Source organism: Breoghania corrubedonensis (genome assembly GCF_003053845.1).
Classification (GTDB): domain Bacteria; phylum Pseudomonadota; class Alphaproteobacteria; order Rhizobiales; family Stappiaceae; genus Breoghania; species Breoghania corrubedonensis.
Map to the genome: position 1 here is coordinate 97,689 of NZ_QAYG01000003.1, position 15,318 is coordinate 113,006.

At 65.6% G+C, this 15,318-nt stretch carries 12 protein-coding genes; 7 read left to right on the top strand and 5 right to left on the bottom strand.

Annotation, left to right across the window (positions count from 1 at the left end):
• Positions 1–40 precede the first annotated feature (40 nt).
• A complete protein-coding gene (locus tag C8N35_RS10950; protein ID WP_107989734.1) occupies positions 41–1,219 on the top strand; it encodes an alpha/beta hydrolase family protein in 1,179 nt (392 codons plus the stop codon).
• 79 nt (positions 1,220–1,298) lie between these two features.
• Here the strand turns inward: C8N35_RS10950 and C8N35_RS10955 are convergent, their stop codons facing one another.
• On the bottom strand, positions 1,299–1,706 hold the full coding sequence (locus tag C8N35_RS10955) for a YcbK family protein (protein ID WP_107989735.1): 408 nt from the start codon (positions 1,704–1,706) through the stop codon (positions 1,299–1,301).
• A 243-nt stretch (positions 1,707–1,949) separates the two neighbouring features.
• Here C8N35_RS10955 and C8N35_RS10960 point away from each other — a divergent pair, with 243 nt between their 5' ends.
• On the top strand, positions 1,950–4,271 hold the full coding sequence (locus C8N35_RS10960) for a xanthine dehydrogenase family protein molybdopterin-binding subunit (protein WP_245926757.1): 2,322 nt from the start codon (positions 1,950–1,952) through the stop codon (positions 4,269–4,271).
• A 31-nt stretch (positions 4,272–4,302) separates the two neighbouring features.
• Here the strand turns inward: C8N35_RS10960 and gph are convergent, their stop codons facing one another.
• Both gph and C8N35_RS10970 read right to left on the bottom strand, forming a co-directional pair.
• A complete protein-coding gene (gene gph, locus C8N35_RS10965; RefSeq protein ID WP_107989736.1) occupies positions 4,303–4,989 on the bottom strand; it encodes a phosphoglycolate phosphatase in 687 nt (228 codons plus the stop codon).
• Between the two features lie 349 nt (positions 4,990–5,338).
• A complete protein-coding gene (locus C8N35_RS10970) occupies positions 5,339–7,135 on the bottom strand; it encodes a methyl-accepting chemotaxis protein (protein ID WP_107989737.1) in 1,797 nt (598 codons plus the stop codon).
• A gap of 619 nt (positions 7,136–7,754) precedes the next feature.
• Here C8N35_RS10970 and rpiA point away from each other — a divergent pair.
• The 3 genes from rpiA to gor all read left to right on the top strand — a co-directional run bounded on the left by rpiA (position 7,755) and on the right by gor (position 10,697).
• On the top strand, positions 7,755–8,468 hold the full coding sequence (gene rpiA, locus C8N35_RS10975) for a ribose-5-phosphate isomerase RpiA (RefSeq protein ID WP_107989738.1): 714 nt from the start codon (positions 7,755–7,757) through the stop codon (positions 8,466–8,468).
• 11 nt (positions 8,469–8,479) lie between these two features.
• Positions 8,480–9,040, top strand: a complete 561-nt coding sequence (locus tag C8N35_RS10980; RefSeq protein ID WP_107989739.1) for a DUF2059 domain-containing protein — start codon at positions 8,480–8,482, stop codon at positions 9,038–9,040.
• 268 nt (positions 9,041–9,308) lie between these two features.
• Positions 9,309–10,697 (top strand): glutathione-disulfide reductase, encoded by a 1,389-nt coding sequence (gor, locus tag C8N35_RS10985; protein WP_107989740.1) that lies wholly within the window; start codon positions 9,309–9,311, stop codon positions 10,695–10,697.
• Between the two features lie 263 nt (positions 10,698–10,960).
• Here gor and C8N35_RS10990 read toward each other — a convergent pair whose 3' ends face one another.
• The gene (locus C8N35_RS10990; RefSeq protein ID WP_107989741.1) at positions 10,961–12,136 is read right to left on the bottom strand and encodes an aminotransferase class V-fold PLP-dependent enzyme; all 1,176 of its coding nucleotides are present in this window, start codon (positions 12,134–12,136) and stop codon (positions 10,961–10,963) included.
• A 247-nt stretch (positions 12,137–12,383) separates the two neighbouring features.
• On the opposite strand from C8N35_RS10990, the gene C8N35_RS10995 reads away from it, so the two are divergent.
• Positions 12,384–12,968, top strand: a complete 585-nt coding sequence (locus C8N35_RS10995; protein ID WP_107989742.1) for a gamma-glutamylcyclotransferase family protein — start codon at positions 12,384–12,386, stop codon at positions 12,966–12,968.
• A 30-nt stretch (positions 12,969–12,998) separates the two neighbouring features.
• Here the strand turns inward: C8N35_RS10995 and C8N35_RS11000 are convergent, their stop codons facing one another.
• Complete coding sequence (locus tag C8N35_RS11000) at positions 12,999–13,724, bottom strand: VIT1/CCC1 transporter family protein (protein ID WP_107989743.1); 726 nt, start codon at positions 13,722–13,724, stop codon at positions 12,999–13,001.
• Positions 13,725–13,931: 207 nt separating this feature from the next.
• Between C8N35_RS11000 and C8N35_RS11005 the strand changes: the two genes are divergently transcribed.
• Positions 13,932–15,314 carry a class II 3-deoxy-7-phosphoheptulonate synthase gene (locus C8N35_RS11005; protein ID WP_107989744.1) on the top strand — a complete coding sequence of 461 codons (1,383 nt, stop codon included), beginning with the start codon at positions 13,932–13,934 and terminating at the stop codon, positions 15,312–15,314.
• Positions 15,315–15,318 lie beyond the last annotated feature (4 nt).

Here is a 15,318-nt window from a genome sequence, read left to right on the forward strand (position 1 = left end):
TAGGGTTCTTCGGTGTTTGCAAGGCCACAAGGAGCACATCATGCAAGAGACCGACATCAACGATCGTGCGGCGGCGCGCACCGGCAACGCCCGGCTTTTCAATGACCAGACCTACCATTTCCAGGCCTTGCGGGTGCTGAGCGATGCGCCCGCCGGAGCTGCCGACATCGCGGAAGTGATGCAGGCGATCACGCATATTCCGGAAGGCGACGCGGGCGCATGGTTTGATGCCTTTTCCGCCATCGCCAAACGCAGCGAGGCTTTGGCGCAAGGATGCGCCGATGCCACCAGCAGCGGGCTTGCCTTGCAACGCGCCCACAGCTACTGGCGCACGGCGGAGTTCTTCCTTTCGCCGAAGGATCCGCGCCGCGATGTCGCGTGGGAGAGGCAGATCTCCAATTTCAACGAGGGTCTCGACACGCTTGGCGTGCCCTACGAGCGCTTCACGGTTCCCTTTGAGAGCGGCAACTTGAACGCGATCTATTACCGGGCCGAAGGCGGCGCAAACAAGCCGCTCATCGTGATCGCCGGCGGCTTCGACGGAACGCTCGAAGAGCTCTACTTCATGTTCGGCAAGGATGCGGTCGAGCGCGGATACAATGTGCTGACCTACGAAGGCCCGGGCCAGTGCGGGCTGGTGCGCGAACAGAACATGTATTTCATGCACGAATGGGAAAAGCCGACTTCGGCGCTGCTCGATCACTTCGCGATGGCCTTTTCAAAGCCGGACCGGATCGTTCTGCTCGGCATCAGCCTCGGCGGCTATCTGGCGCCGCGCGCAGCCGCCTTCGACGATCGCATCGACGGGGTCATTGCCTTCAACGTGATGTACGACTTCAACGCGGTCTGCGAGCCGTTCCGGGCATTGGCGGCGAACCCGGCGACCCGCGATCTGCCCGGCGTCCACTGGGCGGTCGAAAACGGCTGCTGGGTGTTTGGAACGGAGACCGCCGACGAATTCGTCGATGCCACGAAGCCGTTCACGCTGGCCGGCGTCTCCGACAAGATCAAGGGCGACGTTCTCATTCTGGCCGGAGAGGCGGACCATTTCGTCCCGCTCACCCAGGTTCGGAGCTTCGCCGACGCATTGATCAACGCGCGTTCGGTGGAGAAAGTGATCTACACGAGAGAGACGGGTGGCGCGGAGCATTGCCAGCTGGGGGCGGCAACCCTCTGGCAGTCGACGGTGTTCGACTGGTTGCTTCGGCGTTTCGGCTGAAGGACCTGCCGGTCCGCGTGATCGGTCTTCGCGGCGTCGGGCGCCGTGAGGAACGATCGCCGGGCCGGCTTTAGGTGTCTTACCACGTCCGTCGACGACCGTTGTCGATGTGGTAGTGACCGCCTGAATAATGCTTGTAGCCGCCGACTTCCCGTTGTGCCCTCAGGAAGGCCACGACGGAGCGCGGGTTGCCGGCGACATTGAAATCGACCGCGCGGCACGAGCGGTGTAGCGAATGCGGCGCGCCGCCCTTCCACCAGTTCTCCAGCCACCAGCGTCTGGTCGAGGTGACCGTCACATGGCCGTAGCGGTCCGCGACGCGCGTCAGCACGCGCTTCAGCGAACCGGGAACGCACCATTTGGTGTCTTCCCAGGTGATGTTTGAACGGTCCAGCCAGCCGAAACCGGGAATGGAGGAACAGCCCGTCAGTGTCGCGACGAGAAAAACGCTGACAATGATGGCTCGCAGCCGTCGGGGATACGCCATGACCAAAACCCTTGCGGACAGGCGGATTTCGCCCGTCGAACCCGCATCCTTCGTGCCCCCGCGCGAATGCTCTGCCCCCTGAAGATGGCCTGGACTCTGGTCCCGAACGGTTAAAACTTTAACGATAAGCATGGTTAATGCTTCAGTTTGAAGCCTTACCCTGGGCGAGCGGCCATGCCTGCCACAGGTAAGTCGGACCGTGCCCCTCTCGAACCACAACGCCCACTGTGGAGCGGATCTGCCATGATCGACCCCGTCACGAAGCCCGACCCGCAGTGGATCCGGGAGGAAGACAACCGTCTGGTGGCCGGCCGCGGCCGCTACAATGACGATCTTCATTTCGACAACGAAGCGCACATGGCCTTCGTGCGCGCACCCTTCGCCTCGGCCCGCATAACGGGGATCGATTGCGCCGCCGCGCGCGAAATGCCCGGCGTGCTGGCTATCGTCACGGGTAGGGATGTGCGCGAGGCCGGCTTCGGCACCATCTCCACCATCGCGCCCGTCAAGCGTGCGGATGGCAGCCCGCTTTTTCACCCGCCCTACGCTATGATCTGCGAGGAGCGCACCCGCTTCGTCGGCGACATCGTGGCCGCTGTGGTGGCCGAGACGGCGCTTCAGGCGGAGGAGGCGCGCGAGGCGATCCTTGTCGATTACGAGGACCTCGCCGCCGTGACCGATGTGGCCGAGGCCGTCAGGGATGGCGCGCCCGCCGTGTGGGACGAGGTGGCGGACAACGTCGCCTACGTGCACAGGGTGGGCGACATGGAGGCCGCCGACGCCGCCTTCGCCAGGGCCGCGTTTACGGTGGAGGCCGACCTGCGCATTTCCCGTCTTGTCGCCTCGCCGATCGAGCCGCGCAGCGCCATAGCGCTTCATGACGCGGACGCTGACCGCTTCACCCTCCATGTCGGCGTGCAGAACACCCATGCGGTGCGCGATTACACGGCGGGCCTGATGAACATCGCGCCCGACCGGCTGCGCCTCGTCACGCATGATGTGGGTGGCTCCTTCGGCATGAAGAACGCGCCCTTGCCGGAATACGTTCTGGTGCTGTGGCTTGCCAAACGGCTCGGCCGGCCGGTGCGCTGGCTTTCCAGCCGCAACGAGGCCTTCCAGGGCGATCCGCACGCCCGCGATCAGGTCAGCCATGCGGCGCTTGCACTTGATGCGGACGGCCGGTTTCTGGCGGTGAAGGTGAGGACGCTCGCCAATCAGGGGGCCTATTTCAACCGCAACACGCCGACTTCGGCGATCGGCAATGTCGGCGGACTGGCCGGCGTCTACCGCACGCCGACGATCGCGGTCGAGGTTTTCGGAATCCACACCCATACCCAGCCGACCACGCCCTATCGCGGTGCGGGGCGGCCGGAGGCGACCTACATCATCGAACGGCTGATCGATCTGGCGGCGCAAAAGACCGGCATCGACCGGGTGAGCTTGCGCCGCCGCAACATGATCGCGCCTGACGAGATGCCCTTTCGGACGGGGCTCACCTACACCTATGACTGTGGCGATTTCCCCGCCGTGCTCGACAGCGCGCTGGAGGCGGCCGACTGGGCGGGCTTTGACGCGCGAAAGGCGCAAAGCGCGGCGAACGGGCTCTTGCGCGGCATCGGCATCGCCAATCCGGTCGAGATCGCCGGCGGGCCCTTCGGCAAACCGTTTTCAGAATTTGCCGAGATAAGGTTCGACGAGACGGGCAAGGCGATGGTGCTGATCGGCGGTCAGGACGTGGGGCAGGGCACGCGCTCCACTTTCGCGCAGATGACCCACGATTTTCTCGGTCTTGACCGCGACCGGCTGGAGGTCGTCACCGGCGATACGGACGCGGTGGCGCGTGGCACCGGCACCTTCGGTTCGCGCACCATGGGCTCGGGCGGCACGGCGCTGTTTCGCGCGGCCGAGGAGGTCAAGCGTCGGGCGCTGGCCAAGGCGGCGGATCATCTGGAGGCTGCGCCGGGCGATATCACCTTCGAGGCGGGCGAATTCCGCATCGCGGGAACGGACAGGGCCGTCGCCCTGCACGCGCTTGCCGCCGCCGATCCGTCAGGGCTTTCGGCGGATGCCTGGGAGGCACCGGAAAACGCCACCTTCCCCAATGGCTGCCACGTCGCGGAAGTCGAGATCGATCCGGAAACGGGCCGTACCGAGGTCGTCGCCTATACGGTGGTGGATGATGTGGGGACGGTCGTGAACCCGGCGCTCGTCAAGGGGCAGATCCATGGCGGCGTGGCGCAGGGCTACGCGCAGGCGGTGGGGGAGGCTGTGGTCTTCGAGGAAGGCACGGGCCAGCTCGTCACCGGTTCCTTCATGGATTACCGGATGCCGCGTGCCGACGACCTGCCGATGATCGAGGTGATTACCCACGCGGTGCCGACGAAGGTCAATCCGTTGGGCGTCAAGGGCGCGGGCGAGGCCGGCACGGTGGGCGCGCTGCCCTGCATCGTCTCCGCCATCATGGACGCGCTTGCCGCTTGCGGCATCGCCCATATCGACATGCCGGTGACGCCCGAAAGGATCTGGCAGGCGATCAGGGATGCGCGGGGCCCGAGCGGGGGGTGAAGGAAGAAGCCAGGCAAAAAAAACGGGGCCTTTACGCTTGCGCCGTCTCGGTGCCGGCGAGATCCTGGACGGCCGGCCACAGCGCGTCGAAGGACGAGATCACGCGGTCCGGGCCCAGTTCGGTGACCGGGACGGGCGTGTAGCCGAAATCGACGGCGATGACGGGAATGCGCGCGGCGCGCGCGGCATCGATGTCGGTGATGGAATCGCCCACCATCAGCGCGCGGGACGGATCGCCACCGCACCGGTCGATCGCACCCAGGATCGGCATGGCATCGGGCTTGGGCTTTGCGAAGGTATCGCCGCCGATGATGGTCGCGAACCGGCTGGTCATGCCGAGTTCTTCCAGCAGCTTGCGCGCCAGCCCCTCCAGCTTGTTGGTGCAAACCGCGAGTTTCCAGCCGGCCTCCGAGAACCGGTCGAGCGCGGTTTCCATACCGGGAAAGGGGCGGCTGGCGACCGCGATGTTTTGCGAATAGTGCTCCAGAAAGGCGCTGAACAGGACTTCCATCTCGGCCGGATCGAGATGCTCGCCCGCCATGTCGAAGCCGCGTTGCAGCATGACGCGCGCGCCCTGTCCGACGAGCTTGCTCAACCCATCCATCGGGATCGGCCCCAGCGAGCGGGCTTCAAGAACCGTGTTGAGGGATGCCAGCAGATCGGGCGCTGTATCGACCAGCGTGCCGTCGAGATCGAAAACGAGAATAGGGGCGGGCAAGGCGCATACTCCGGAAAACGGCGGGAAAGGGCAGGGTATTCGGGGCTACCCGGTTTGCCGGCGGGGCGCAAGGGGCGCCACGGGGGATTTAGGGCGCGGCGAGGGGGAAGAGAAGAGGGAGAAGGGAGAGGGGAATGGAGCGGCTTCGCCGCGCTTGTTGCGCTGGATTCCGGATCGGCGTTCGGCTTCGCCTCGCTTGTCCGGAATGAGGGAGGTCGTGGTGGGCTTCAAGCGTCCCACACACGCCCTCATTCCGGGCGGTCTGCCGCGCAGCGGCATGGCCAGACCCGGAACCCAGCGCAAGAAGTCGCGGCGAAGCCGCTCCAATTCCCTTACTGCGTCCACACCCTCACAACTTGTAGGCGGTGCGGAAGCCGCCCCAGTGGCGGCCGAAGACGTGCAGCGGCACGTCGATCTCGCGCATCCACACGATCTGGCCATTGCCCATGTCGCGCGGGTAGGACTGGATCAGGAAAGGCCGGGTGTTGCGTGCCGCGCAAAGGCCGGCGCGGTCGTCGAAGATCCGTCGATTGCGGCAGTTGGCGGCATTCCAGACCGGATCGTCCGGCTTTTGAGGGTGCGAATAGATACGGTTGTGGACCGGCAGGTAGCCGTTGCGGTCGACGGCGACGCAGAATGTCATGCCTTGCGCCTTCGAGGCGTCCAGAAGACGTTCCTGCAGCGGCGGGAGGATCTCCTCCAGAACGCCGAGCCCTCGCGTCGTCACCTGCTGCGGATCGCTGCCGGGCACCGGCTGGTAATCGGTGTCATAAAGCGCCTCGATGTCGAGCCGCCCCGATTGCACGGCCTGGGTCAACGCCGCCTCGATCTTCGCCGCGGTCTCCTTCGCGGCGTTGATGAACCCTTCGTTCTCCGAACGGACCCGCTCGATCAGGGTGCCGAGGCCGGCGCGGGCCGCCTCGTCGAGCTCGCCAAAGGCGCAATGAAGCCCAAGCGTGCTCGTGCCTACGATGGTGATGGGAAGCCTTCCCGCCCCCTTGAGCTCCAGGACCGCCCGCGTGCCCACCGCAACCGTGCGGTCCTCCGGCATCTTCAAAAGCGCGCCGCCTTCGGAAATGTCGAGCGTGCGCACGGTCAATTCGAATCCCGCGCCTTCCAGCCGGCCTTGCAGGTCGACGGGAAAGCGGTCGTGCCGCCGGCGGTTCCCGGCCCGTGTCTGGCGGATCAGCATGGTGAAACGCGTGGAAAGCGCCTCGGTCAGGCCGGTCATGCGGGTGCTGGCCTCGGTGATCTGCGTGCCGGTCTCGTCAGCGGCATCCGTCGCCGTGGAAATGGCGGCGACGCGTTCGGAGACCTCGCGCACGAAGTCCGCCGTCATGTGGGCCGAGCGGCCGATCTCGTCGGTGGTGGCGACCTGCTCCTCCACCGCGCCAGCGACCGAGACGAAACTCGGCCGGATCTCATCGATGACGCCGATGATCAGGTTGACCGCCTCGATCGAGCCTTCCGCGGTCACCTGCAACTGCGAGATGTTGGCGCTGATCTCGTCGGTCGCGCGCTGGGTCTGCTCCGACAACTGCTTGACCTCGTTGGCGACGACGGCAAAGCCCTTGCCGGCCTCGCCCGCGCGCGCCGCCTCGATGGTGGCGTTGAGGGCCAGAAGGTTTGTCTGCTTGGCGACCGCGGAGATCATCGAGACCACGTCGGCGATCTTCTGCACCGCGCTGCGCAGTTCGGTGACGCCGTCATTCGCCTGCGAGGCGATTCCGCCGGCCTTGTCGGCGAGCGTCGTGGTGTTGGCCACCTGCGCGCCGATCTCGCGGCTGGTCTTGGTCAGTTCCTCGATTGCCTCGGCAAGCTGCGAGGCGTTGGCGGTGGCCTCCGAAGAGCGTGCCGAGAGTTGGGTCGTATCGGACCGGATGCCGGAAATGATGCGGGTCTGGTCGTCGATCTGATCCTTTACCGCGCCCGCGCTGGAAACGATTGAGCGCGCCGCGACGGCGAGGTCGGCCTCGATCAGGTCGAAGGTCTCGGAGATGTCGGCTGCGGCTTCGCGCGCCGGCTCCTCGTCCAGCGTCTCCCGCGCGTCGATGTTGGCATCCGTCTCGTCCTGTCGTGCCGGGCTGTGGTCGCTGCCGGAGCGTTTTCGGGAAAATCCCGGAATGCCGAACGCGCGGGAAGCCATTTTCCCCTCCTGGAGTATGTGTTCAGATAATCTGTGAATTCATATTTCCATGACGTTGATGAAGTATTCGTAAACCGTAAATAATACGTATGTTAAAAACATGTATTGTGCATTGCGATAAGTCGAAAGTCTGGGTGGTAACAGTAACAGTGCGGACGCGTGGATGACCATCCTCACGGACGGGTGTGGTGCATTGTGGAGGGGGCTGTGCGCTTGTCTGGTTGCGGGCCATAGCCGGCGGGCGAATGGCGAAGATGACGAAAGCTTGATCGCCTGCCCATCCGTTTCGCTGTTCGCCGCCGCGGGCGGTCGTCGGGAATCGCGCCCTGTCGGTTTCCGGGTCGGATATCATCGCAAGCGGGCACCGACGGGCGGGAACCCGCGTCTTGGACATGCCGGCGCGCTTGTGCGCAAGATAGTCAACAAGCCATTCAAACTGTGGCCTGTCCGGCTCTGCCATGCTATTCAGCCGCCGACACCCTCGTGCGGTGTCGTCAAAAAGCCAGAATCCGGCTTCACCCGGACGCGACCGCAAAGCGAGGCGCGGAAACCGGGTGGAGTCCCTTTGTCTTATCCGCTTGTCCGATCCGCCCTGCGCGGCGGGTGGCGTGGAGGTGAAATGAGCGACGAGTTGAAGCGCGCATCTGCCATGGCGGCGCTTGAGGAAGTGCGGTCGGGCATGCGGCTCGGGATCGGCACCGGGTCGACGGCCGAGTTCTTCGTGCGTGCCCTTGCGGAAAAGGTGGCCGGCGGGCTCGATATCATCGGCGTGCCGACCTCGGAGCGCACGGCAGCGCTTGCCCGCGAGTTGGGCGTTCCGCTGACGACGCTCGACGAGACGCCGGAACTGGACCTGACGGTGGACGGGGCCGACGAACTCGATGCCCGCCTGCAGCTCATCAAGGGTGGCGGCGCCGCACTCCTGCGCGAGAAGATCGTGGCGGCCGCCTCCAGACGCATGGTGGTGATCGCCGACGACAGCAAGCTTGTCGAGACGCTCGGCCGCTTCCCGCTGCCGATCGAGGTGATGCCCTTCGGCCTCGAAGCCACCCGGCGCGCTGTCGTGAAGGTGGCGGATGCGTTGTCGCTCAAGGGCGAGGTCGTGCTGCGCATGGCCGCTGACGGTTCGCCGCTGGTGACCGACGGCGGACACTACATTCTTGATGCCCATTGGGGCCGGCTGCCGGATGCGTCCGGTCTGGCCGACCGCCTCGCCGCCATTCCCGGCGTCGTGGAACACGGACTTTTCATCGGCCTGGCCAAGGCCGCCTACGTGGCGGGCCCTTCCGGCGTGCGCCAGATCGCGGTCGCGACGGCCGACGAGACGAACTAACGGAGAAAGACATGACGCGTTCGATCCATTCCTGCCTGACGGGCGGTTTCGCCGCCGTCACGCTTGCCGCAAGCCTGGCTTTTGCCGCGCCGGTCATGGCGCAGACCCAGAATCAGAATTCCGGCAACGCGGCCGCCGGCGACCAGGAGACCTTCACCAAGGAGCACATGGCCGCGGCACGTGCCGCGATCGAGGGCGGCAACGCTTTCCGTTCCTTCGATGACATCCTGCCGGTGATCGCCGACAAGACCCGCACGCTGTTCATCCGCACCAATCCGTCCGCGACCAACGTGATCGACGAAGTGACGAACGAGGTGGCGATGAAGCTCGCCAACCGTCGTCCGGAACTCGACCGCACGATCATGGAAGTGTGGGCGCGCCGCTTCTCTACCGAGGAACTGAACGAGATCGCCGCCTTCTACCAGTCGCCGGTCGGCAAGAAGTTTGCCTCGCTCGGGCCTGAACTGACGGCGCTTTCCATCGGCGCGGCCAAGCAGTGGGGCGACGTGATCTCCACCGAAATGGTGACGCGCGTGCGTGAAGAGCTGAACAAGCGCGGCTACCAGTTCTGATCTCGCGCCCCGGGGGTGGGGCCGGATGGGGGCAGGGCCGGAAATCGGGCCCGGTCGCTGCTGGCGGCCGATGACTTGATGCGGCCGCCGCTGGCGGGTCCTTTAGCATGACGGGGCCGCTGCTGGCGGCCGGGTTGCTCGTCTCCTATGTCTGGACCATGTGTCGTGCGGGCCGGCGTCGCTCGCCGGTCCCTTGCACGGCGCTCATGTCTTGAGAATGCGCCGGCAGCGTCTGTCGCGCGGCGCGGACGTTTGAATGGAGCCGGCAATGGCGGATTACGACTACGACCTCTTTGTGATCGGTGCGGGCTCGGGCGGCGTGCGCGCGGCCCGTATCGCGGCCACCCACGGCGCCCGGGTGGCGATCGCGGAAGAATACCGCTATGGCGGCACCTGTGTCATCCGAGGCTGCGTCCCGAAGAAGCTGCTGGTCTACGCGTCCCAGTATTCGGAACATTTCGAGGACGCGAAGGGCTTCGGCTGGCATGTCGGCGAAACCTCGTTCGACTGGAAGAAACTGATCGCCAGCAAGGACCAGGAGATAGCCCGGCTTGAGGGCATCTACCGGCGCAACCTGAAGCGTTCGGGCGTCGAACTGCACGACACGCGGGCGGAGATCGTCGGTCCGCATGAGGTGCGGCTGAAGGCCGTCAATCGCACGGTCAGCGCGAAGTATATCCTCGTGGCGACGGGCGGGCGACCCTATCTCGACGATACGGTGGAAGGGGTGGAGCACACCATCACCTCCAACGAGGCGCTGCATCTTTCCGAATTTCCCAAGCGCATCGCTATTGCCGGTGGCGGCTATATCGCGGTTGAATTCGCCGGCATTTTCGCGGGCCTTGGTGCGGAGACGACGCTCGTCTATCGCGGCGAGGAGATCCTGCGCGGTTTTGACGACGACCTGCGTTCCGCCGTCCACAACGAGATGGAGAAGAAGGGCATCCGCGTCCTTTGCGGCGAGGTCTTCACGAAGATCGAGCGCCAGTCCGACGGCACGCTGAAGGGCCACCTGCGCCAGGGCGCCGCCATCGAGGCGGACCAGATCATGTTCGCTATCGGCCGCAGGCCGAACACTGACGGGCTGGGCCTGGAGACGGCCGGCGTGGAGCTTGGCGGCAAGGGCGAGATCAAGGTCGACGAGAATTCGTGCACCAACGTGCCTTCGATCTACGCCATCGGCGATGTCACCGACCGGGTGAACCTGACGCCGGTCGCCATCCGTGAGGGCCATGCCTTCGCCGACACGGTCTTCGGCAAGAACCCGCGCACCGTCGATCATTCGCTGATCCCGACGGCGGTCTTCTCGCAGCCGGAAATCGGCACCGTCGGGCTGACCGAGCGCGAGGCCTGCGCCGCCTATGCCAATGTCGATGTGTACCGCTCGATCTTCCGCCCGATGCGCCACACGCTGTCGGGCCGCGACGAGAAGATGGTGATGAAGATCCTGGTGGATGCGGATACCGATCGGGTTCTGGGCGTGCATGTGCTGGGCCCCGATGCGGGCGAGCTTTCCCAGGTGCTCGGCATCGCCTTGAAGATGGGTGCCACCAAGGCAGACTTCGACGCCACCATGGCGGTCCACCCCACCGCCGCCGAAGAGCTCGTCACCATGCGCGAACCCGCCGAACAGCACCGCCGCGCGGCCGCCGAATAGGGCGGGAGAGAAGCGGAGCGCCCTTGCGGGCGCGCTTCTCGCGCTGGATTCCGGGTCTGGCCATGCCGCTTCGCGGCAGACCGCCCGGAATGAGGGAGCGAGGGGAGAGTTGAAGCCTCAAGCCCGGGCGAGCATTGCTTGCCCTCATTCCGGACAAGTGAGGCAAAGCCGAACGCTGATCCGGAATCCAGCAAATCAGCGGCGCGAAGCGCTCCTGTTTCTCTTTTCCGAAGCGAAGCCGCTCTATTGCCGCTTTGCTTCACCTACCGCCCATCCGCCACGGCCCGGCAGAAGCGCTCGATCTCTTCCTCCGTGTTGTAATAGTGAACGGAGGCGCGAGCGAGTGCCTCCAGCCCGCGCGTCGGCAGGTCGAGACGCGAGGATCGCGCCTGCGTGTGGGTGATGTTGATGTTGCGCGCCCGGAGCCGTTCGCGGATCGCCAGCGGTTCCTCGTCCGCCTTCGAAAACGTCACGATACCGCAACGCTCCGCCCCCAGATCATGGACGTTGACGCCCGGGATCTGCGAAAGCTCCGCCCGCAGCGTTTCCGCCAGCGCCTTCACCCGTGCCTCGATGTCGGCCATGCCGAGATCGAGCGCGTAGCGGATCGCGCGGCCGAGGCCGATCTGCCCGGCGACGAAGCGCTCCCAGGTCTCGAAGCGCGTCGCGTCCTCCTTCAGGCAATATTCCGTTTCCGACAGCCAGTCGCTGGCCTGAAGATCGACGAAGGGCGGCTCCAGATCGGCGACGATTTTGTCTGAAGCCCACAAAAAGCCCGTGCCGCGCGGGCCGCGCAGGTATTTCCGGCCCGTCGCCGACAGCATGTGGCAGCCGATCGTTGCGACGTCGATCTGCAACTGGCCGACCGCCTGACAGGCATCGAGCAGGTAGAGGATGCCATGCCGGCGCGCGATGGCGCCGACCTCCGCCGCCGGGTTCACCAGCCCGCCCTGCGTGGGCACATGCGTCAGCGAGATCAGCCGCGTGCGCGGCGTGATCGCGGCTTCCAGCGCGGCCAGATCCACCTGACCGGTCGCGTCGTTGTCGATGATGTCGATCTCGATGCCGGCGCGCGCCTTCATCTGCAGCAGCGCGACGTAGTTGGACACGTATTCGGCGCGCGCCGTGATCACCCGGTCGCCGGGTTTGAAGGGGATGGCATAGAAGGCCATGTCCCAGGCCCGCGTGGCGTTCTCGATGAAGGCGATTTCATGCGGCTTGCCGCCGACGAGGTCGGCCGCCGCGGCATAAAAATCGCGCAGCGCGCTATTGGCCTCCGCTGCGGCCTCGTAGCCGCCGATCTCCGCCTCGCGCCGGAGATGACCGGTCACGGCATCGAGCACGGGGGTGGGCGGCAGCGAGGAGCCGGCGTTGTTGAAATGCAGGACATGGGCGCAGCCGGGGGTTTCGCGGCGCAGGTGATCGATATCGAGAGGCACGGGAACTCCGTCGGGACAAGGCGGGGAGGCGAGGCTAGAGCATATCCCGATCAGATTGAACCAAACTGATCGATAAGGATATGCTCAAGGTATTGATCTGGAGCGATTTCTTGTCGTTCAGACGATTCCGTCTGAACGGAAAGCGCTCTAGGACGTTTTGCCGGTCGGGTGAAGGGGGCGGGGCTCCGCCTATCCGTCCGCGCGCGGCTCTTGCATCAGCTTGCCGTGCCCGACATGTTGCCTGCCCATGACCGACACGATCTTCTATTTCGGCTACGGCTCGCTGGTGAACAACGACACGCGTGCGCCCGGGGGCGTGGCGGTTCCGGGCCGGCTTTCGGGCTGGGTGCGCGAGTGGCGCATATCCGGGCCGACCGCCTATGGCGGGGTGTGCAGCCTCACCGTGCGGCCGGAGCCGGGTGCCGAGGTCGCCGGTGTGATGGTGCGCGAGCATCGCGACGGGCTCGCCGCGCTCGATGAACGCGAATGGCGCTACGAACGCTGCGATCTTGCCGAAGGGGCCTTCCGGGGCGATGCGGAAACGCCGCTGGAAGTGCCGGGGTTCGTCTACACCGCGCGCGCCGAGCACTATCGCTGGGGCGACGCGGATCATCCGATCCTGCAATCCTACGTCGATTGCGTGCTGGCGGGTTTCCTGAAGCACTGGGGCGAGGCGGGCGTGCGCGATTTCGTGGAAACGACGCGCGGCTGGCACGTGCCGATCCGGCCCGACCGTCAGTCCCCGCTCTATCCGCGCGCAGTGACGATCGATGACGAAACCCGCGTGCTCTTCGACGAGGTGTTGCGCGAGGCCGGGGCGCGCTGCATCTGAGACCGCCCTTGCGCCGGTCTCGCCTCTGGCTCAGGCGGCAAACCCCTGCAGCGCGTAGCCGATCACCCAGGCGATGCCGGCGGCCGCAAGGCCGATGCTCAGCGTTTCCAGCCCCGATGCGTACCAGCTCTGGGTCGACCAGCGGCTTTTCATCGAGCCGATGGCAAAGAACACCACCGCCGTCATGGCAAGCGACAGTTCCGCCGAGCCGGCACCGCTTGCGAACACGAAGGGCATGAGCGGCACGGAGCCGAAGATCACGAAGGCGGCGAGCGTGGAGGCAGCGGCCTTGAGCGGCGAGCGCAGCGTCGTGGCGAGGCCGAATTCCTCCGACAGCATGGTCTCGATCCAGGTCTGGCGCTGCGACGTGATCAGCGTCACCAGGGTCTCCAGATCCTCGCCCGCATAGCCCTTGGCGCGGAAGATCTGGCGGATCTCCTCGCGCTCTCCCTCCGGTTCACGGGCTATGTGGCGTTCTTCCATGGCATGCAGGCGGTGGTAGTCGTCGACCTCGGTCTTGGTGCCGGAATAGTTCGCCGCCGCCATGGAAAAGCCGTCGGCCAGCAGGTTGGCAAGCCCGAGGATCAGCACGATGCCGGCGGAAAGCTCGGCACCGACCACGCCGGCGACGATGGCGAACGTCGTCACCGCACCGTCGATGCCGCCATAGACCCAGTCGCGCAGGTAGTTGACGCTCGGACCTTGCCCCAGCCTCCGCGCGATGGCGGCGGGGGTATGTTCGTGTTCCAGTTTCATCCCGTCGCCCTGCCTGGCCGTTTGCTGGGTTGAGCCGTCATAAGCGGTGGCCTTGAATTGGCCCGCCGTGTATAACCCGCGAAGGTCGTGCGCAAAAGCGACAAAGGTGCCGTATCGGTATGCGCGTTCCGTTGGGGCGTTGCAACGTCCGGGGCGCCGGCTGCGCGGAGGAGTTGGCCGCGACCGTTTGTGGATCAGGAGAAGGTTATGGCGGAGAAGTGGACACCGGAAACCTGGAGGTCTCGGCCTATTCAGCAGGTGCCCGATTATCCCGACAAGACGGCGCTCGAGGCTGTCGAGGCAAAACTCGCAACCTACCCGCCGCTGGTTTTTGCCGGTGAGGCGCGCAAGCTGAAGAAGCAGCTGGCGGAAGTGGCGGAAGGCCGCGCCTTCCTGCTGCAGGGCGGCGATTGCGCCGAGAGCTTTGCCGAGCATCGCGCGGACAACATCCGCGACTTTTTCCGCGTCTTTCTCCAGATGGCCGTCGTGCTCACCTATGCGGCGGCCTCGCCGGTGGTGAAGGTCGGCCGCATCGCCGGCCAGTTCGCCAAGCCGCGCTCCGCGCCGATGGAAAAGATCGGCGACGTGGAGCTGCCGAGCTATCGCGGCGATATCGTCAACGGCATCGACTTCACCGAGGCTGACCGGATACCCGATCCGGCGCGCCAGGAAATGGCCTATCGCCAGTCCGCCGCGACGCTGAACCTGATCCGCGCCTTCGCGCAGGGTGGGTTCGCCAACCTCGACCATGTGCATCAGTGGATGCTGGGCTTCGTCAAGGACAGCCCGCAGGCCGGCCGCTACCAGTCGATCGCCGACCGGATTTCCGAGGCGCTCGACTTCATGCGGGCCTGCGGCGTCGATCCCGACAGCGCCCCGCAGTTGCGCTCGACCGATTTCTTCACCTCGCACGAGGCGCTGCTGCTCGGCTACGAGCAGGCGATGACCCGCATCGATTCGACCTCCGGCGACTGGTACGCGACCTCGGGCCACATGGTCTGGATCGGCGACCGCACCCGCCAGCCGGACCACGCGCATGTGGAGTTCTGTCGTGGCATCAAGAACCCGATCGGCCTGAAGTGCGGCCCTTCGATGGAGCCGGACGACCTGCTGAAGCTGATCGACATCCTGAACCCGGCCAACGAGGCCGGCCGTCTGACGCTGATCGCACGCTTCGGCGCCGACAAGGTCTATGATCACCTGCCGGCGCTGGTGCGCGCGGTGGAGCGGGAAGGCCGCAAGGTGGTGTGGTCGTGCGATCCCATGCACGGCAACACGATCAAGGCCGCGACCGGCTTCAAGACACGGCCCTTCGAGCGGGTTCTGGGCGAGGTTGAAGCCTTCTTCGCCGTCCACCGGGCCGAGGGCTCGCACCCCGGCGGCATCCACATCGAGATGACCGGCAAGGCGGTGACGGAATGCACCGGCGGTGCGCGCGCGATTTCCGAGGACGATCTCTCGGCGCGCTACCACACCCATTGCGACCCGCGCCTCAACGCCGATCAGGCGCTGGAGCTGGCCTTCCTGGTGGCGGAGAACATCAAGAAGGAACGCGAGGACCGCAGCGCCGAGGTGGCGGTGGTTTCGTAAAGGT

What these genes read in the sequence shown, in the direction of transcription:
- C8N35_RS10970 (WP_107989737.1), bottom strand. Translation starts at nt 7,135, where the DNA reads ATGGCTTCCCGCGCGTTCGGCATTCCGGGATTTTCCCGAAAACGCTCC.
- C8N35_RS11005 (WP_107989744.1), top strand. Translation starts at nt 13,932, where the DNA reads ATGGCGGAGAAGTGGACACCGGAAACCTGGAGGTCTCGGCCTATTCAG.
- rpiA (WP_107989738.1), top strand. Translation starts at nt 7,755, where the DNA reads ATGAGCGACGAGTTGAAGCGCGCATCTGCCATGGCGGCGCTTGAGGAA.
- C8N35_RS10955 (WP_107989735.1), bottom strand. Translation starts at nt 1,706, where the DNA reads ATGGCGTATCCCCGACGGCTGCGAGCCATCATTGTCAGCGTTTTTCTC.
- C8N35_RS10950 (WP_107989734.1), top strand. Translation starts at nt 41, where the DNA reads ATGCAAGAGACCGACATCAACGATCGTGCGGCGGCGCGCACCGGCAAC.
- C8N35_RS10995 (WP_107989742.1), top strand. Translation starts at nt 12,384, where the DNA reads ATGACCGACACGATCTTCTATTTCGGCTACGGCTCGCTGGTGAACAAC.
- C8N35_RS10980 (WP_107989739.1), top strand. Translation starts at nt 8,480, where the DNA reads ATGACGCGTTCGATCCATTCCTGCCTGACGGGCGGTTTCGCCGCCGTC.
- C8N35_RS11000 (WP_107989743.1), bottom strand. Translation starts at nt 13,724, where the DNA reads ATGAAACTGGAACACGAACATACCCCCGCCGCCATCGCGCGGAGGCTG.
- C8N35_RS10960 (WP_245926757.1), top strand. Translation starts at nt 1,950, where the DNA reads ATGATCGACCCCGTCACGAAGCCCGACCCGCAGTGGATCCGGGAGGAA.
- gor (WP_107989740.1), top strand. Translation starts at nt 9,309, where the DNA reads ATGGCGGATTACGACTACGACCTCTTTGTGATCGGTGCGGGCTCGGGC.